At 70.0% G+C, this 17,003-nt stretch carries 17 protein-coding genes; 9 read left to right on the plus strand and 8 right to left on the minus strand.

The window, feature by feature from the left end; all coding sequences use genetic code 11:
- Positions 1-191: 191 nt before the first annotated feature.
- Entirely contained in the window at positions 192-3,488 is a 3,297-nt protein-coding gene (locus tag ACWDAG_RS17645; protein ID WP_450696486.1) for a S8 family peptidase, read from the minus strand.
- 140 nt (positions 3,489-3,628) lie between these two features.
- On the opposite strand from ACWDAG_RS17645, the gene ACWDAG_RS17650 reads away from it, so the two are divergent.
- From ACWDAG_RS17650 to ACWDAG_RS17660, 3 genes are read left to right on the plus strand one after another with little or no spacing between them, the layout of a single operon-like run.
- Positions 3,629-3,769 (plus strand): hypothetical protein, encoded by a 141-nt coding sequence (locus tag ACWDAG_RS17650; RefSeq protein ID WP_450696487.1) that lies wholly within the window; start codon positions 3,629-3,631, stop codon positions 3,767-3,769.
- A 44-nt stretch (positions 3,770-3,813) separates the two neighbouring features.
- Positions 3,814-4,176 (plus strand): hypothetical protein, encoded by a 363-nt coding sequence (locus ACWDAG_RS17655; protein ID WP_450696488.1) that lies wholly within the window; start codon positions 3,814-3,816, stop codon positions 4,174-4,176.
- Positions 4,177-4,211: 35 nt separating this feature from the next.
- Entirely contained in the window at positions 4,212-7,403 is a 3,192-nt protein-coding gene (locus tag ACWDAG_RS17660; RefSeq protein ID WP_450696489.1) for an FG-GAP-like repeat-containing protein, read from the plus strand.
- A gap of 94 nt (positions 7,404-7,497) precedes the next feature.
- Here the strand turns inward: ACWDAG_RS17660 and ACWDAG_RS17665 are convergent, their stop codons facing one another.
- Positions 7,498-7,947, minus strand: coding sequence for a hypothetical protein (locus ACWDAG_RS17665; protein ID WP_450696490.1), 450 nt, complete (start codon positions 7,945-7,947; stop codon positions 7,498-7,500).
- A 321-nt stretch (positions 7,948-8,268) separates the two neighbouring features.
- Here ACWDAG_RS17665 and ACWDAG_RS17670 point away from each other — a divergent pair, with 321 nt between their 5' ends.
- From ACWDAG_RS17670 to ACWDAG_RS17685, 4 genes are all read left to right on the plus strand, one after another.
- Positions 8,269-8,856: a hypothetical protein gene (locus tag ACWDAG_RS17670; protein WP_450696491.1), complete on the plus strand. Its 588-nt coding sequence runs from the start codon at positions 8,269-8,271 to the stop codon at positions 8,854-8,856.
- 87 nt (positions 8,857-8,943) lie between these two features.
- Positions 8,944-9,477 carry a hypothetical protein gene (locus ACWDAG_RS17675; protein WP_450696492.1) on the plus strand — a complete coding sequence of 178 codons (534 nt, stop codon included), beginning with the start codon at positions 8,944-8,946 and terminating at the stop codon, positions 9,475-9,477.
- 248 nt (positions 9,478-9,725) lie between these two features.
- Positions 9,726-9,905, plus strand: a complete 180-nt coding sequence (locus ACWDAG_RS17680) for a DUF397 domain-containing protein (protein WP_450696493.1) — start codon at positions 9,726-9,728, stop codon at positions 9,903-9,905.
- A 35-nt stretch (positions 9,906-9,940) separates the two neighbouring features.
- Positions 9,941-10,606: a pyridoxine/pyridoxamine 5'-phosphate oxidase gene (locus ACWDAG_RS17685; RefSeq protein ID WP_450696494.1), complete on the plus strand. Its 666-nt coding sequence runs from the start codon at positions 9,941-9,943 to the stop codon at positions 10,604-10,606.
- Between the two features lie 21 nt (positions 10,607-10,627).
- Here the strand turns inward: ACWDAG_RS17685 and ACWDAG_RS17690 are convergent, their stop codons facing one another.
- From ACWDAG_RS17690 to ACWDAG_RS17715, 6 genes are read right to left on the minus strand one after another with little or no spacing between them, the layout of a single operon-like run.
- Positions 10,628-11,032 carry a type II toxin-antitoxin system VapC family toxin gene (locus ACWDAG_RS17690; RefSeq protein ID WP_450696495.1) on the minus strand — a complete coding sequence of 135 codons (405 nt, stop codon included), beginning with the start codon at positions 11,030-11,032 and terminating at the stop codon, positions 10,628-10,630.
- Entirely contained in the window at positions 11,025-11,300 is a 276-nt protein-coding gene (locus ACWDAG_RS17695) for a type II toxin-antitoxin system Phd/YefM family antitoxin (RefSeq protein WP_450696496.1), read from the minus strand. The genes ACWDAG_RS17690 and ACWDAG_RS17695 overlap by 8 nt, the downstream gene beginning before the upstream one ends.
- Positions 11,301-11,351: 51 nt before the next feature.
- A complete protein-coding gene (locus ACWDAG_RS17700; protein ID WP_450696497.1) occupies positions 11,352-12,212 on the minus strand; it encodes a GNAT family N-acetyltransferase in 861 nt (286 codons plus the stop codon).
- Positions 12,213-12,252: 40 nt separating this feature from the next.
- The gene (locus ACWDAG_RS17705) at positions 12,253-12,897 is read right to left on the minus strand and encodes a GNAT family N-acetyltransferase (protein ID WP_450696498.1); all 645 of its coding nucleotides are present in this window, start codon (positions 12,895-12,897) and stop codon (positions 12,253-12,255) included.
- Positions 12,898-12,920: 23 nt separating this feature from the next.
- On the minus strand, positions 12,921-13,313 hold the full coding sequence (locus ACWDAG_RS17710; RefSeq protein ID WP_450696499.1) for a Zn-ribbon domain-containing OB-fold protein: 393 nt from the start codon (positions 13,311-13,313) through the stop codon (positions 12,921-12,923).
- Positions 13,310-13,762 (minus strand): DoxX family protein, encoded by a 453-nt coding sequence (locus ACWDAG_RS17715; RefSeq protein WP_450696500.1) that lies wholly within the window; start codon positions 13,760-13,762, stop codon positions 13,310-13,312. Before ACWDAG_RS17715 ends, ACWDAG_RS17710 begins: the two co-directional genes overlap by 4 nt.
- 234 nt (positions 13,763-13,996) lie before the next feature.
- Here ACWDAG_RS17715 and ACWDAG_RS17720 point away from each other — a divergent pair, with 234 nt between their 5' ends.
- Both ACWDAG_RS17720 and ACWDAG_RS17725 read left to right on the plus strand, forming a co-directional pair.
- Positions 13,997-15,190: a flavin-containing monooxygenase gene (locus tag ACWDAG_RS17720; protein WP_450696501.1), complete on the plus strand. Its 1,194-nt coding sequence runs from the start codon at positions 13,997-13,999 to the stop codon at positions 15,188-15,190.
- Between the two features lie 171 nt (positions 15,191-15,361).
- The gene (locus tag ACWDAG_RS17725) at positions 15,362-16,873 is read left to right on the plus strand and encodes a flavin monoamine oxidase family protein (RefSeq protein ID WP_450696502.1); all 1,512 of its coding nucleotides are present in this window, start codon (positions 15,362-15,364) and stop codon (positions 16,871-16,873) included.
- Positions 16,874-17,003 lie beyond the last annotated feature (130 nt).

The raw sequence follows: 17,003 nt of genomic DNA on the forward strand, positions 1-17,003 counted from the left end.
TGACACCGCGCGACCTTCGCCCCGGACCGCTCTCGTACCGGGCGGGTGAGGTGTGGGCGACGTGAGACTTACAGCCACCTGGACCCCGAACCCCCAGAACATCGCGGCCGGCCTCCGCCACAACGCCCGCGACCACGACCGTCGGCCGACCCTCAGGGGCCGGCCGACGGTCGTGTCGGTGGACGGCTGGGTCAGCCGACGGTGTAGGTGTACGGGATGCCGGTGATCTCGGAGCCCTGCCCGCTGCCCATCGCCGTGTCGTTGTCCACGTAGAGGATCCCGTGGACGACGGTGCCGACGGGGGCCGTCGGGGCGAGGGTGAGGGTCATCGTGCCCGTCTTGCCCGCGGCGACGGTGAGTGGGGTGTAGTCCGCGGTGAAGTCCCAGAACGAGCCCGTCGAGGCCTGGGCCGCGCGGTCGATGGGCTGGGTGGTTGCGGTCACGGTCACCTTGGCGGTGCCCTTGGGCGCGGTGGAGTCCGTGAACGGACCGGGCGCCGAGACGCTCACGTTCCACACTCCCGATGCCAGTTGGTCGGCGGTGGCCGTGGCCACCCGCGATCCGTCGGGCCCCGGTGCGCCCAGGATCTCGGGTGAGCGGTTCCAGGGCAGGATCGACGCGTCCACGGGGATGTCCGCGGTGACCGTGGCCCTCAGGGCCGTGGTGTGCGTGGGTACCCAATAGGACGCGATATCAGGGCCGTTGACGGGAAACGTGGTCTTGCCATGGGTGTCCGGGAGGACTACGTCGGCCGAAGCGGCCAGGCGCGGGTCGAGGAAGTAGGACCGCTCCGCCGGTCCCGGGTTGGGCACCCGCACCGTGACCTTGAGCTTGCTGCCCCGCTTGATGACGCGGGCCGGGCTGTCCGGCAGCCCCGGGGCGCTCACGGTGACGGGGGCGTCGAGGCGGACGCGGCCGGTGACCTGCTCGCTGAACTCCTTGCCGCTGACCGGGTTGGGCAGGACGACGATCAGCGTCCAGCGGCCCGCGGCGGGCCGGTCGACGGTCAGGCTCGCGTACTTCGTGGGGACCGGCGTCTTCGCGTAGGTGCGGTTGGCGTCCCGGGCGATGATCTGCTGCTGGGGGCTGATCAGGTAGCAGTTGAGTTCGGTGTCGGCGTCCTGCGCGGTGAGGTCGACCGTCAGGTTGCGGCGGCCGGCCGGCACATCGAGGTAGTAGCCGTTGGCCTGGCCCGCGTCGCGGCCCACACCACCGGTGATCCGGGTGGTGAACGAGGTGCTGTGGCCGCGTGCGGGGTCGACCGGGAGCAGGGTCCGCCGGGCCACCGGCAGCGACAGGTGCGTACCGGCGTCCGAGGCGAACTGCAGGGAGAACGGCGTGTCACCCGCAGGGCGCGGGATCGACACGGTCACAGGGAAGGTGGCCGTGCCGCCCGCGGGGACGGTCCTCGTCCGCGTGGGCACACCCGCCGAGGTCCAGCGGTGGCCGGTGACCTGGATGTGCAGGGGGCCGCGGTAGGTGCCGGGCTTGTCGTTCGCCGACTGCAGGCCGTTCGCGCCGTAGTTCCAGACCACCTTGACGGTCCAGACGCCCGGCACCGGGTCGTGCACGTCGACGTACTGGTGGTTGCTGTGGCCGCTGCCGCCGTAGTCGTAGCCGAGCTGTACCAGCCGGCCCTTGGGGTCGGACAGGACCGGGATGAGGCGGCCGCCCCCGTCCTTGCCCGGCCAGGCCGTGGCCAGGTCCAGGAAGGGAGTGCCCTTCGGGACCCGGACGGTGAACGGCTTGACGGCGAGCCGGCCGAGGGGGGTGTCGCCCAGCGGTGCGCCGACGGTGACGGTGCGTTCGGAACGGAACGTCGTCGAGCCGAGGGTACGGGAGGTCATGGTGACCTTCTGGGGCCGGTTCGCGGTGTTGGTCAACGTCACCGTGGTGTGCCGGGTGGCGCCCGGGCGGCCGCTGAGGTCCAGCTGGCCGGCCGAGGGGACGAGGGAGGCGCTGTCCGCGCTGCCCCCGGTGGCGTCGACCGCGCGGGCCGCGCGGACGGCGGCGTCGGTGTTCAGCAGCCCCGCGCCCTGCTCGTCGGCGGGGACGCGCAGATCGGTGGCCGTACCGGTCAGCAGCCGCTTGACCAGGCCGGGCGCGGGGCGGGCACCGTCGTGCGTGGCCTCGTACGCCTGGATGACGTCGGCCGCCGCGCCCGCCACGAAGGGGGTCGACTGGCTGGTGCCGCCGAAGATCTCGGTCGGCAGCGAGCAGCTCGTCCAGCGCGGGCCGGGGGTGCAGGCCGCCATGCCGTCGGCGCCCGGCGCGACCAGGTCGACCAGCTTGTTGCCGAGCGTGGTGCCGCCGGAGGACAGGGCGGCGATGTTGTCGCTGGTCCAGCCGGGGTATGTGTAGCCGCGGGCAGACAGCCGCATCGCGGTGGTCGCGCCGACTCCGATCACCTGCGGGTCGCTGGCCGGAGAGCCGATGGTGCCGGAGAGGCCGGAGTCACCGGTGTCGGCGACGACCGTGACACCGGCGGCGACCGCCGCCCGATCGGCCATCCGGACCGGGTCGGTGGCCGCGTCCGGGTAGTAGTTCTCGCCGAAGGACTGGCTGATGACGTCGGCGTGGTGCTCGACGGCGTACTGGATGGCCTGGACGAAACCGGAGGTGTAGGCGGCGGACTTCCCGCCGTAGACCTGCAGGCTCATCAGCTCGGCGTCGGGCGCGAAGCCGCGGATGCGGAAGGTGCAGCCCTTGGGCACCTTGGTGGCGTAGGGCAGTTGTTCCGCCAGGTCGTACGTCCGGCTGCCCTGTGCGGCGAGGGAACTGGCGTCACCGAACGCCTCTCCGCCGGAGGTGGACCCGTTCGTGCCCTCGCCGGTGAAGTCCTCGTAGTCGGTGATCACATGACTGCCGTCGGGGCGGACGAACTCCGGGTTGTCGACGTCGATTCCGTCGGCCATGAAGGCGACCTTCACGCCCTTGCCGGTGGCCGGCTTCTGGGCGGCGTCGGTCTTCGTCAGCGACAGGGCCTCCGGCTCGACGATGGGGTGCTTCGGGTCCTTGGGACAGGCCGCAGGGGTCGTGCCGGACGAGGAGCCCGCTGCGGCGGTGGCGGTGCCTGTGGTGGCGGTGTGCTGCCGTGGCAGTGGCAGTGGCAGGTCGGGTACGACGGCGGCCACCTGGCGGTCGGCGCGTATCCGGGATATCTCCGAGGGCTTCAGTGTCGCGGCGACGGCGTTGACCAGGCTCAGCTTCCTGACGCGCGTCGCACCGCCGTCCTTGAGCAGCGACAGGATCGGTGCCTGGTCCTGGGCCACCGCCTTGTCACGGCGGGCGGCGTTCGTCCGGGGGGACAGATCCGGGTGCTGGTCACGCAACAGCACGATGACACGCTGCGTGCCACCGTCGGCGGCGGCAGAGGCGGGAGCGGGGGCGGCCGTCGCGGGAACGGCACCCAGGGCGAGAACGCTCAGCAGGAGCGATCCGGTGAGGGCAACTCGCCCACCGGCTCCGCCCGTTCTTCTGTTGTGCATGTACATCTCCGCTGGGAGTGGGGGGTTGGGGCCGTCCGAGGACGGCCGCGCGTCGATCTTGTCCCCCACAGCGGGCGGAAGAATTAAGCCTGATCAAAGATTCAGGCACGTTATGGAAAGGCGCGTGCGGGGGACACGAATTGCACAACCCGGTCCCCAGCACGAAGTCCGTCGACGACCCCTCGTACTCGGGTCCGTGGGCCGACAACTGGGACTTCACCGTCAAGGTGTGCGCCAAGCGCTCCGGCTCCACCGTCTACAGGTACGCCAAGATCAGCTGAGACGGCCGGCGTACGGCCAGGTCGACGACTACACGATCTTCGACTTGGCCTACTTCAAGGTCCAGATCAAGAAGTCGCAGTCCGGGACGGACCCGGTGAAGAAGTCGAAGAACTTCTACGGCATCGAGGACAAGCTGGAGGACAGCACCTCCAACGGCAACTACAACAACTCGTACACGACGGGCACGATCAGCTACAAGATCGGCTCCAGCAAGGGGCTGGGCGACGGCGAGCTGCACCTCGACTGGGACAGCGACGGCGGCGGCGACCAGAAGCACCTGTTCAGCGCTTCGCCGACGGTCTTACCCGACCGCCGGGCACCTTGCCATGCCCATGCTGTTAGTCTCCCCTCACTCGCGTGGGGGGAGCGGCCGGGGGGCCGGGAGGCGACCAGGGTGTCGTCGTAGTCCCGCCATGCCTCTTCTTGCCTTCCGGAGGAACCGTGGCCCAACCTGGCCGACACAGACCCTCTGCTCGTACGGCGGTCGTCCTGGTGGCGGCGCTGACGCTGAGCCTCCCGCTCGCCGCGCTGCCGTCACCGTCCGTCGCCGCCACGGCCGGGGAGGTCGTCGTACCGGCCGCCGCACGGGCCGTGCCCCGGGCCACGCAGATCCTCAACGCGGGGACCAGCGGGTTCCTCTGGACGCAGGAGGGCGACGACCGCCTGCTGTGGACGGACTACTCCTCCGGCACCACCACGGCACTGGAGCAGCGGCTGGATGTGCCGGTCCAGTACGACATCGACACCGGCTCCTACCAGTCGTCCCCGTCCTTCCAGACCGGCTACTACGGACGCGGTTCCGACACCGTGGCCCTGTACTCCGACGAGGACGACCAGGTCACCCTCCTCAAGGGCGGCAGTTCGACGGTCGTGCCGGTGTCGGAGTACGACAATTACCTGGGCACCTTCGGAGACAGGGTCGTCACCGCGAGCAAGAGCACCGGCGCATTGCAGTTGCGGCGCGTCCAGGACGGTGGCGCAGTCGTCGAGACTCCGGTGACCGGCCTGCCGGAGGGACAGCGGTCCTTCACGGTCGAGGACGGCGACGCGCGGTCCGTCATCCTCCGCTACGAGACGGGCGGGGACGAAGGGGTCCAGCAGCACTGGGGCATCGTCGACCTCAGCACGGGCGTGTTCAGCGCGCTGCCCGACCGGGTGAACGACACGGACCACTGGGAAGTGACCGGCTTCCGGCTCTCCGAGGGCTCGGTGCTGCGGCTCCGGCCCGGGCGCGGCAAGGCCGACCTGTACGACCGTGACGACCTGTCGGCCGCGCCGCGGACCTTCGACACGTCGTCCCTGACCTACGAGGCGTCGTACGGCGTCGTCGGCGACAGGCTGCTCGGCCTGGAACCGATCGCCCCCGGCGACAACCAGTACCGGGGCCAGCCGCTGTTCGCCTTCAGCACCGACGGCACGGACACCGGCATGACCAAGGTCATGGACCCGGCCGCGCACGGTGTGGTCCAGGCACCGGACGGTTCCCTCCTCGTGGCGGGCGCCGCGCAGTACGTCGAGCGGGGTGACCTCGACTGGGGCATCTACCGCATCGCGCAGGGCGACGACGGCTCTCTCACCCGCACCCGTGTGACCTCCGTCGACCCGATGCCCGCGCAGATCCACGGCCTCTCCCTCGGCAGCGGCATCCTCACCACGGCCGACGACAGCACGTTGTACGAACCGAACACGATCCTCGGCGCCTACCGCAGCACCTGGCTCACCGGCAGCGGAATCGCCAAGTCCACGGTGGACGGCCTGGTCAGCGGATGGGACGGCGACTGCTCCCCGTACGGCCCCCGCTGCATCCAGATGTTCGCCGACGGCACCGGCTTCCACGGCCGCAGGGACGCCACCGAGTCCGACCTGACCATGCTGCGCGCCAACGGGGCCGACGACTGGGGCCCGAGCGTCGACACCGGCGACAGCACCCCGCAGTTGAAGGACCTCTCCGGGCGGTACGGCGTCGTCGACGGTGCCTCCTCGGGCAAGCAGTACGTCGTCGACTTCACCGGCACGGGCAAGGTGCTCCAGAAGCGCGACCGGGTCGCCGCGGCCGTCTGGGGCGACACCCTGTGGAGCGGCGCGGCGAGCGGCGGCAAGGTGACGGCGACGACGCTTCCCGCCGGTACCGCCGGGGAGTCCTTCACCACCCGCAACGGCTGCACGCCGTCCGACCTCCAGGCCGTGGGCCGCTTCGTGTACTGGGTGTGCGAGGACTCCTGGGGCGACATCCAGGGCTCTGGCGTCTACGACCGTACGACCAAGAAGACGGCCACCGCCCCCGAGGGCCGGGTCCTGCTCGGCGACGGCTACCTCGTCGAGGCCCTCGCCGGCATCGATTCGGACAGCGGGCTGACCCTCTTCGACCTCCACAACGGCCTTCCGGCGAGCGGGAATTACACCGATCTGCCGCACCACAAGCTCGCCGGCTGGACCGACCTCGGCCGGGACAACGTCGGGGCGCGCACGAGTTGGACCGTGGACCGCTTCGGCGGCCAGGTCGCCTACGCCGACCGGGAGCAGCGCATCCACATCGTCCCGACCGGCGTCCCCACCTCCGCGCTCACCGCCATCGACGCTGCCGTCGCCCCCAAGCCGACGGGCTGGTCCGGAACTTGGTGGCTCTCCAAGCCTGCCGCCGGCTGGCAGGTGACGATCCGCTCGGCGTCCGGCGCCACGGTCCGCACCCTGTCCGGCTCCGCCGCTCGCGGCCTCCTGACGGCCACCTGGGACGGCAAGGACTCCACCGGCCGCCTCGTCCCGAACGGCACCTACACCTGGACCCTCACCGCCGCCCCCGCCGACGGCACCGGCACGCCCCTCACCCGCTCCGGCACCACCAAGGTGACGGACGGCTCGGCGGCGCTCCGCGACCACGCCGGCAACGACGGCATCGGCGACCTGCTCACCCTCGACTCCTCCGGCGGACTCACCGTCCAACGGGGCACCGGCATGGGGACCTTCTCCGGCAAGGTCACCGGCAGCGGCTGGCCGACGAGCGCGAAGTTCGTGTCCTACGGCGATCTGAGCGGGGACCGGTGCAACGACGTGCTGGTGCGGCTGAGTTCCGGAGCGCTGCGGCGGTACACGCCGGGCTGCGGCAAGGCAGTCACCCCGTCGACGCCGTACACGACCCTCGGCACCAGCGGCTGGACGCAGTACGACGTCCTGACCTCGCCCGGTGACGTGACCAAGGACGGCCGCCCGGACCTGCTCGCCCGCAACGCCTCAACCGGCGCCGTGTACCTCTACAAGGGCACCAGCACGGGCAAGCTGTCGGCGCGGGTGAAGCTCTACGACAACTGGAAGACGTACAAGAAGGTCGTCGGCACCGGTGACCTCAACGGCGACGGCGTCGGGGATGTGCTCGTCCAGGACAAGTCGAACAACCTCTACCGCTACGACGGCAAGGGCGACGGCACCTTCAAGGCGCCGGTGAAGCTCTTCACCGACTGGGGCGGCTCGTACAACGTGATCGTCGGCGTCGGGGACATCACCGGTGACGGCAGGGCCGACCTCGTGTCCAGGGACACCAGCGGCACCCTGTGGCGCAACAACGGAAACGGCACGGGCTCCTTCGGCGGACGCACGAAGATCGCCACCGGGTGGGGCGGATACAAGTCGGTGCTCTGAGCCAGGAGTTCTACGCCGCATGAGTGGGCGAAGAACTCCGCGGCCGACCCTTAGGAGTAAGGGTCGGCCGCGGTCGTGTCGGTGGACGGCTGGGTCAGCCGACGGTGTACGTGTACGGGATGCCGGTGATCTCGGAGCCGTTCCCGCCACCCATCGCCGTGTCGTTGTCCACGGAGAGGATCCCGTGGACGACCGTGCCGACGGGGGCCGTCGGGGCGAGGGTGAGGGTCATCGTGCCCGTCTTGCCCGCGGCCACCGGGAGGGAATCGTGCCTGGCGCTGTGGTCCCAGAATGCTCCCGTCGAGGCCGTGGCGCCCGGGTCGACCGGCTGGGTGGTGGCCGTCATCGTGTTCCTGGCGGTGGTCGTGGCCGTCACCGAGCGGTCGGGGGCTGTCACGCCCAGGATCTCGGGGTCACCCGTCCAGGGCAGGATCGACGCGGCCACGGGGTGGTCCGCGGTGGCCGTGGCCTTCGGCACGAGACGTTCGCGATGCTCGGCGAGCAGCTTCGCGAGGCGCTCGGCGATGCCCTGCTGACGATCCATCACACACAGCATCCGCCACGTTGCTGAGAAGACCTCAGTGACGGCCGAAGGGCCGCACCCCTGGGGTTGGACGCCAGAGGGGTGCGGCCCTTCGGCTTTCCTCAAATAAACCTCAGACATTCAGCAGGCAAGCGCATTCATAACCTCTTCACTTGCGTCGCAAGATCAGGAGGAGGTACAAATATCGAGCTGACAGCACTACTTGATTTCTGCGGCTTTGACTCTGGCGTCGCCCGACCAGCACTGCCATGACGAGCAAAGCCGTGGGGGAAGTCTGCCCACTTGACCAGGGGCAGGCGAAAGAACAAAAGGGGAAACAACATGAGGGCATCTATAGCCGGGCAGCGTCCGAATAACTGGACCGGCCGCACGGGCGTGCTGCGCGCAGCCGCCATGACGGCCACCCTGGCTGTGGCACTGGGGGCCATGGCACCGCTCGCGGAAGCGGCGGAGTCGCGGGACGCGAATTCGGCGGTGGCACAGACCGCTTTCGCACGAACCGACGGAAACTCGTCGGACGTCGCCTTCACCGCGGCCGACGTACGCGATCTCGTCAAGCAGATGAAGGCCGACGGCGCGAGCTCCGCGGACATCGCGCAGTTCGAGGCCTATGCCACTTCTCTGGAGAGCGGCACGCACGGCAGTGCGTTCCTCGGCCAGGGAACCATCATGCGCAAGCTGATCGTGGCCGCCATCCGGCACGGCGGCGTATGGCTCAGCAAGGTCATGAAGAAGCTCTCGCCGAAGGCGGCCAAGTTCCTGGGCAAGAACGCGTCCAGGGTCGCCGACGCCATCGAGGGCGTGGAGAGCTGGGGCGAGCATGCCCTGATCATCGCGCTGGTCCGAGCCGGAGTTCCCACGGACGTGGCGAAGGACCTCGCCGTGGCCATCATGCTCGTTGCGTTCTAGGGTCCATGGGAAAATCCCGGGGCACGGCCGTGCACCGCGGCCGCACCCCGGGATCCCCCCACCGAGAACGCGGAAGTGGAGTCCCGCATGGACAACCGCATGGACAAGCGCATGGACAAGCGTTCCGAACCCGCGGATGACACCGGTGACGACGACGAGCCGATGACCACAGGCGAGAAGCTCCTGGCCCGGACCGCGCTCGGCGGGGTCCTGCTGTTCGCGATTCTTCCGGTCGGCCTCATATTCCTTCTGATATTGCTCGCCACCGCCGCGTTCTTCCCCGGCGAAATCGAGCTCGATGGAATAGCGCCGGTTTTCTGGGCCCTGCTGTTCCTGGCGCCGTGCGCGATTCTCGCCATGGCGGTCACCATGCCGGTTCGGCACCTCGTGCGTGGCGCATTCAGCATTCCACCCGCTTTCGACAACGCGGTGGACGCTGCTTTCAGCTGGGTGACCTACTTCCTCGTCGGTGCGATGCTGCTCGCCTGGACTCCGGGAGTTCACGCCGACTCGCTGACGCCGGCGGTGGCCGTGGCGACGGCAGGCGTCGTGTTCGGCTTGCTGGCCGAAAGGCTGGGCATCGGCCGCGACAAGGACACCGGCGAAACCGGATCCCGCTGAGGGAAATTCACTGAAACTTCTGGCGGTTCGCGGACAGGTGACCCGCGGACTCGGGGGCCTTCCCGCTGTTTTCCTTCGTTTGCGGCACAGGCCGCCGCCAACGGCCCGCCCCGCCCGAGGGGGCGGGCCACATTCCGTGCGCCGGCTTACGCCAATATGTACGACCTACTACGATCGGCGGCACTGGCCCCCGAAGCGAGCGCGAAGCTCATCCGGGGCGTACTGCGGAGCTTGAAGCAAGACACATCGTGACCGAGGTCGTAAGCCCCTTCTGGAAGTCGTCGTACTCGGGGCAGGAAAACAACTGCGTCGAGGTCGCCGACACAGCCCCCGGCGGCCGAGCCGTCCGCGACAGCAAGCACCCGCACGGCCCCCTCCTCACCGTCTCCCGCGACAGCTGGCAGGCCTTCATCCAGCAGTTCGGCTAGACGTATGCGCGGATCCGACAGGTGATACTCGACCCATGGGAACGGATCTTCATGCACTGCTGAGGTCGTTGCGGGTCTGGGACCCGGAGGTCACGGAGCTGCGCCCCTTCGACCCGGGGAACGCCCCCGCTGAACCGCTGCCCCTCTTCACGACATGGTTCGCGGAGGCGGTCGCGGCCGGTCAGAAGGAGCCGCACACCATGTCCCTGGCCACGGCGGACGCGGACGGCTACCCGGACGTACGGATCGTCATGCTGCACGGCGCGGACGCGGACGGCTGGGCCTTCGCGACGCATGCGACGAGCCGCAAGGGCGGGCAGCTGGCGGCCCGGCCGTATGCGGCCCTCGGCTTCTACTGGCCGGTGCTGGGCCGCCAGGTCCGGGTACGCGGGCCGGTCACCGCCGCGCCGGCCCAGGAGTCCCAGGGCGACCTGCACGCCCGCTCGACCGGTGCACTCGCCGCCGCCCTCACCGGACGTCAGAGTGAAGTGCTGGAGTCCGTGGACGAGTTGGCGCGGGCATCCGAGGCCGCCTGGGAACGAGCCCAGCAGGAGCCCGATGCTCCGGTGCCCTCCTGGGCCTTGTACCGGCTTCGGCCGGACGAGGTGGAGTTCTTCCAGGGGGACGAGCGTCGGCAGCATGTACGGCTGAACTACCGGCGGCAGGACGGAGGTTGGGTCAAAGAGCTCCTGTGGCCGTAAGGCCGGAGCAACGCGTCCGGGTCACACGGGGACAACGAGGACCGCGCTCTCAAGCCCCTTGAAGTCCCCGGCATTCCGGGTGAAGAGCGGCAGGCCTCTCACCGAGGCGATCGCAGCGATCATCAGGTCCATGCGGCGCGGGCGAGGGTCCCTGTTTGCCGCGATGGTCAGCGCCACCAACGTGCCGTACCTGGCAGCGGCATCCCCGTCGAAGGGCAGCGGCTCGAAGTCGGCGACCGCGGCTCCCAGTTTTTCCATTCGCGCCGCCCGCACCGCAGGGTCCCTGGCCAGGGCCACCCCCTGCTGCAACTCCGCGAACGTCACGGCGGTCAGTTCCGGCATGAGGGGGAGACTCTGCGGGCTGAGCACATCGAGATCGATGTAGGTGTAGGTGTCCAGGACACCCCCTTGGTGCCGCTCAGCCACGCTTGCGCTCCCATGGATCCTCGTCCACTCGTTCCTCGCTCCCGAAGAACTCGTCCGCCTCGGCACGCATCTGCGCATAGTCCACTCGCGGAAGCCTCCGGTGCTTGGCCACGAGTTCGTCGGCGCTCAGCCTGCGTCGACGCGCCAGCGGGCGCAGTTCCGCGACCTCTATGCCGTTGCGGGTGATGTGGTACGTCTCCCCGGCCTCGACCGCGTCCATGACGGCGGCGGAGTTGTTCCGGAACTCGCGCTGCGTGATGGTCTTCATTCGGCCAGTGTAGCTCGGCGTGTCTCACCGCGCTACAGTCTCGGTCGCGGCTCAGGCCGTGAAGTCGTACGCCGCGAAGTCCGCCACCGCCCGGTACCCGATCCGCTGGTACAGCGCGTTGCTGGTCGGGTTGGCGAGGTCCGTGAACAGCAGCACCTCGTCGGCGCCCGCCGCGAGTGCCGCCCGGCTCACCTCCGCCGTGACCGCCCCGGCGTATCCGCGGCCGCGCAGGTGGGCCGGGGTGTAGACGTGGGCGACCCGGATCTGACCGGCAACCATCGGTGTCACCGCCGCCATGGCCACGGGGGTCCCGTCAGCACCCTCCCAGAACGTCGCCCCGCCGTCGGAGATGCGCACGTCGGCCCAGGCCTCCGCCCGCTCCGCGCCGCTCTCGCCGATGGCGTCCATGAACTCCTCGTACCACCGCACCAGTTGCTCCCGGTCCGCCGCGTCTGCGATCCTCGGCCGCCCCTCCGGTATCGGCTGCGGGACGGTCAGCGTGTCCAGCCGGTACAGCCGTTGCCGCTGCCGCTGCGTCGCCGTCACCCCGGTGAGGCCCTCCCAGGACTTCGCCAGGGCTTCGACTGTGGAGCGCTCACCCAGGACTCCGGGGACCGTGCGGCCCAGACCGGCCAGGTGGGCGGCGAGGGAGTCGGCCTCTTCGGCGGTGAGGGGGGTGACGTTCAGCGGATAGGGAGGGGTGCGGAAGTAGGCGGCCCGGACCGCGCCTTCCCACTCCAGTACGCCGAAGTAGGGCGCCTCGGCGCCGTAGTACTGCAAGCCGCGCGTCCGCAGTCCCTCGGTCACCGTCAGCGGGACGGTGTGCAGGGCGGGGCGGGAGCGGAGGAACCCCCCGGCGCGCGTCAGGAAGGTGTCCAGGTCTTCGGTGAGATACCAGTCATCGGGATGCATGCCCCATGAAACCGCGTGCCCTCGCCCCGACGCCTTCGAATTACGCGACCCGCGGCTCCGGGTCCGTGGCGATCCGCCCGTGCAGATGCACGTCCCGGAAGGCGTCCTGCCGCCCCGACTCCCACATCGCTCCCCGCAACGTCCCCTCGTAGCGGAACCCACACCGCTCGGCTGTACGACACGAGGCCTCATGACCCAGGGCATGGCCGAGCTCCAGCCGGTGCACCCCCAGTTCGGTCAGCGCCCAGTGGGAGGCCACGGCCAGAGCGCGGGTGGCGACACCCTTCCCCCGGGCCTCGGGCAGCACCCAGTACCCGACCCGGGCCACGCTCAGGACGAGGTCGATCGCATTGACACCGATGTGCCCCAGCACCGCACCGCTCGCCGCGTCGGTCACGCAGTACGACACCGCCGACCCGTCCGCCGAGCCCAGCACCTTGGCCCGCAGCGACTCACGCGCGTCGGCGAGGTCGTCGACCTGCTTGAGCGGGGTGTTCCAGCGCCGGAACTCCGGGTCCGTGAGGCCTCGGAGCCAGGCGTCGACATCGGCGTCCGAGTCCGCGTCCCAAAGGCGCAGACGGATGCCATGACCGTACAGATCAGGAAAAGAGGAGGACGAGGAAGGGGAGGACGAGAAAGGAGAGGGCGAAGTCGGGTCGATGTGCTGCGCATCCACAGAGCTCATCGGTCCATTCAAACCCGTACGCCTCACTCACGCGGTCGAAATACCGGCGTCCCCTCCCGGAACGCCACCTCCAGCTCCATCCCTGCCCGGAGCCCACCGGCCCCGCACCCCACCACCTCCGTCATCATCCGCGGCCCCTCCGCCAGGTCCACGACCGCGGCCACGTAGGGCGTCCGCTCGCCGAAGGGCGGCAGGTCGTTCCGGTGGACCACGGACCAGGTGTAGAGCACCGCCCGGCCGCTCGCCCGCTCCCACTCCACGTCCTCGCTCCAGCAGTGCGGGCAGAACTCGCGCGGGTAGTGGTGGGCCCGCCCGCACGCCCCGCAGCGGCGGATCAGCAGCCGGCCCTCGGCGGCCGCGTCCCAGTAGGTCCGCGTGAAGGCATCGACCTCGGGGACGTCGTAGCGCGGGGTCACCCGAACCACCCCACCACGGCGTCCAGCGACCAGGCCTGCCACGACATCGCGAACAGCGCGACCACCGACATCAGCGCCATCATCGAGTTCTGCCCCTGCTCGGCCACGTCGTGGATCATGAGCGTGAAGTAGAGGACGTTCAGCAGCAGCCCTCCGACCAGCGCGATCGGGCTCAGGAACCCGACGACCAGCCCCAGCCCGATCGCCAGCTCCGCGTACACCACGACGTACGCCATCGTCCGCGGGCGCGGCGCCACCATGACCTCGAAGCCGGACCGTACGGCGTTCCAGCGGTGCTTCGCCGCGATGTCGGCCGCCCACTTGATCCCGGTGCCGCGCTCGAACCAGGCCTTGCGGTCCTTGTGCCGCCAGCTTTCCAGCCACCACAGCCCGAGGCCTATGCGCAGCACGGCCAGCCATTCCGCGCCCGTGAGCCAGATCGCATCCATGAATCTGACGGTACGTCAGGTAGCGCGATCCGGGAAGCGCCGTGCATCTCCCGCGCACGTGAGGCCCGACTGAGGAAGTGGGCCCCCCGGGCCGGTGGGCACTCGCCGAATGGCCACAACCAGGTGGCCTACGTCACGAGTCCCACCCACTCCTCCTACAGGCGTGATCAATCCGCAACCAATTCCGGGCTTGACCGAGACCCATCAACCCGGTGCGTGATTACGCTCGCGCTCATGGCCGACTCCTCTCCGTCCGCACACCCCTCGGACCACCGGCGCCCCGTCTACGTCATCGGCGGCGGCCCGGCCGGACTCTCCGCCTCGTACGCGCTGCGGGCCCGGGGCATACGCGCGGTCGTGCTGGAGAAGTCCGACCAGGTGGGTGCGCCCTGGCGCCGGCACTACGACCGCCTCCGCCTGCACACCACCCGCCGCCTCTCAGCCCTCCCGGGGCTGCCGATGCCGCGCCGGTTCGGGCGGTGGGTGGCCCGGGACGACGTGGTGCGGTACCTGGAGAAGTACGCCGAGGTGCACGCACTGGAGATCGTCACCGGCGTCGAGGTCTCCCGCGTCGAACGCGCGGCCGACGGCGAGGGCTGGCTGCTGCACGCCACGGGCGGCCGCGAGCTGACCGGTGCCGCGGTCGTCGTCGCCACCGGCTACAACCACACGCCGTACGTGCCCGACTGGGCCGGCCTCGACGCCTACACCGGCGAGTTCCTGCACGCGGGCGACTACCGCAGCCCCGCGCCCTACGCCGGCCGTGACGTCCTCGTCGTCGGCGTCGGCAACACCGGCGCCGAGATCGCCGTGGACCTGGTGGAGGGCGGCGCCTCACGGGTGCGGCTGTCGGTGCGAACGGCCCCGCACATCGTGCGGCGCTCGACCGCCGGATGGGCCGCCCAGTACACGGGCGTGCTGGTACGGCGGCTGCCGACCGGAGTCGTCGACCGGCTCGCGCGGCCGATGGCGAAGCTGTGCGTCCCCGACCTCTCCGCGCAGGGGCTGCCCCGCCCCGACACCGGGCTGTACAGCCGGGTCAAGGAGGGCGCCATCCCGGTGCAGGACGTCGGTCTCATCGACGCCGTCCGCAAGGGGCGGGTCGAGGTCGTCGCCGCCGTCGACGGCTTCGAGGACGGCAAGGTCGTCCTCGCCGACGGCACCCGCGTCTCCCCGGAGGCGGTCGTCGCCGCCACCGGCTACGTCCGCGCTCTGGAGGGCCTGGTCGGACACCTCGACGTGCTCGACGCGCAGGGCAGACCCGTGGCGCACGGCGCCCGTACCCCGCAGAACGCCCCCGGCCTGTACTTCACCGGCTTCACCACCCCCATCAGCGGCACGCTCCGCGAGGTGGCGATGGACTCCGAGAAGATCGCGAAGACCATCGTGAAGAACGGCGGCGACGCGCTGTCCCGCCTGCCCGGATGACGTAGAAGCTCTCAACTCCCTGCAAAACCCTCAACTCCCTTGCACAGAACTCTCATTACGCGTGAGTCAGATGTGACGGGAGCGTTGAAGCGTGCCGCCGTTCGGGGCCAGAATCTGAACACTGCTCACTTTCTGGCTCCACATACTCCCCACACTCTCTCCACATGGAGGATGCACGTGGCACGCGAAAGACAGCCCCATCTTCAAGCCCTCTCCCGCCGCTCCCTGCTCGGCGGTGCCGCCGCCGCTGCCGGAGCCGTCACCCTCACCGGCACCGCCGCCGGTACGGCGGCCGCCGCGACCACGCGGGACGTGGACGTCGCCGTCGTCGGCGGCGGACTCGCCGGGCTGACGGCGGCCCGCGACCTGGTGGCGGCCGGCAAGACCGTGGCCGTCCTGGAGGCCCGCGACCGCGTGGGCGGCCGAGTGGTCAACCTGTCCCTGGCGAACGGCGGTTTCACCGAGGGCGGCGGCGAGTTCATCGGCCCCACCCAGGACCGCATCAAGGCCCTCGCCGACTCCCTGGGCGTGGCGACCTTCACCACCTACAACACCGGCAAGAACCTTCTCTACAAGGACGGCAACAGGACCCCGTACGCCACCGACGGCATCCTCGGGTCGGTCCCACCCGTCGACGCGGCCGGGCTCGCCAACGCCGCGATCGTGCAGGCCTCGCTGGACGACATGGCCAAGAAGGTCCCGGTCGACGCGCCCTGGACGGCCGCGAAGGCCGCCGAGTGGGACAAGCAGACCTTCGAGAGCTGGCTGAACGCCAACGCGGTCATCCCGTCCGCCAAGTTCCTGCTGGACGTGGCGTGCACGTCGATCTTCTCGGCGCAGCCCCGTGAACTCTCCCTCCTCTACGTGCTCTTCTACATCGCCGCCGCCGGCAACGAGTCCAACCCCGGCACCCTGGAACGCCTCACCGACACCGCGAACGGCGCCCAGGAGTCCCGATTCGTCGGCGGCTCCCAACAGGTGCCGATCAAGCTGGCCGCCACCCTCGGCGACCGGGTGGTGCTGAGCGCACCGGTGCGGTCCGTCGTACAGTCCGGCGGCAAGTACGTGGTGACCGCGGACGGAGTGACGGTGACGGCCAGGAAGGTCGTCGTCGCCGTACCGCCGCCGCTGGCCGCGCGCATCACCTTCGACCCGCTGCTGCCGGCCTCGCGCGACCAGCTGAGCCAGCGGCTGCCGATGGGCTCGATCGGCAAGGCGATCGCCGTCTACGACACCCCCTTCTGGCGGGCCGACGGCCTCAACGGCCAGGTCGTCAGCGACTCCGGCGTGGTCCGCTCGACGTTCGACAACTCACCGCCCGACGCCTCCTACGGCGCCCTGATGGGCTTCATCGAGGCCGACGAGATGCGGGCGTACGACGCGTCGGGCGTCGCCGAGGTCAAGGCCGCCGTACTCAAGGACTACGTCAACTACTTCGGCGACAAGGCCAAGTCGCCCACCTCCTTCGTGCTGCAGCGCTGGAACAACGAGGGCTTCTCCCGCGGCGGCCCGGTCGCCTATGCCCCGCCCGGCGTCCTGACCGCGTACGGAGCGGCCCTGCGCAAGCCGGTCGGCGGCATCCACTGGGCGGGCACCGAGACCTCCACCTACTGGAACGGATACATGGACGGGGCCGTGCGGTCGGGGGAACGGGTGGCCAAGGAGGTGCTCGCGGAGCTGTGAGGAGGCCCGCCGGGGTTGACCGGCTTCCCGTTCGGTCTTGAGTGCTCGTTCAACTTTGCGTGCACGCCCGTTCCTGACACGGCGTCAGTTCAGTAATCTGACAGTGCGTCAGCTATTGGCGCCGTCTCAG

This window comes from Streptomyces sp. NPDC001157, from assembly GCF_053598255.1.

Bases quoted from the DNA above. Each gene is read 5' to 3' on its own strand.
- ACWDAG_RS17695 (WP_450696496.1), bottom strand. From the start codon at position 11,300: ATGAAGACCATCACGCAGCGCGAGTTCCGGAACAACTCCGCCGCCGTC.
- ACWDAG_RS17675 (WP_450696492.1), top strand. From the start codon at position 8,944: ATGGACAACCGCATGGACAAGCGCATGGACAAGCGTTCCGAACCCGCG.
- ACWDAG_RS17700 (WP_450696497.1), bottom strand. From the start codon at position 12,212: ATGCATCCCGATGACTGGTATCTCACCGAAGACCTGGACACCTTCCTG.
- ACWDAG_RS17705 (WP_450696498.1), bottom strand. From the start codon at position 12,897: ATGAGCTCTGTGGATGCGCAGCACATCGACCCGACTTCGCCCTCTCCT.
- ACWDAG_RS17715 (WP_450696500.1), bottom strand. From the start codon at position 13,762: ATGGATGCGATCTGGCTCACGGGCGCGGAATGGCTGGCCGTGCTGCGC.
- ACWDAG_RS17670 (WP_450696491.1), top strand. From the start codon at position 8,269: ATGAGGGCATCTATAGCCGGGCAGCGTCCGAATAACTGGACCGGCCGC.
- ACWDAG_RS17645 (WP_450696486.1), bottom strand. From the start codon at position 3,488: ATGCACAACAGAAGAACGGGCGGAGCCGGTGGGCGAGTTGCCCTCACC.
- ACWDAG_RS17725 (WP_450696502.1), top strand. From the start codon at position 15,362: ATGCACGTGGCACGCGAAAGACAGCCCCATCTTCAAGCCCTCTCCCGC.
- ACWDAG_RS17665 (WP_450696490.1), bottom strand. From the start codon at position 7,947: ATGGATCGTCAGCAGGGCATCGCCGAGCGCCTCGCGAAGCTGCTCGCC.
- ACWDAG_RS17720 (WP_450696501.1), top strand. From the start codon at position 13,997: ATGGCCGACTCCTCTCCGTCCGCACACCCCTCGGACCACCGGCGCCCC.
- ACWDAG_RS17685 (WP_450696494.1), top strand. From the start codon at position 9,941: ATGGGAACGGATCTTCATGCACTGCTGAGGTCGTTGCGGGTCTGGGAC.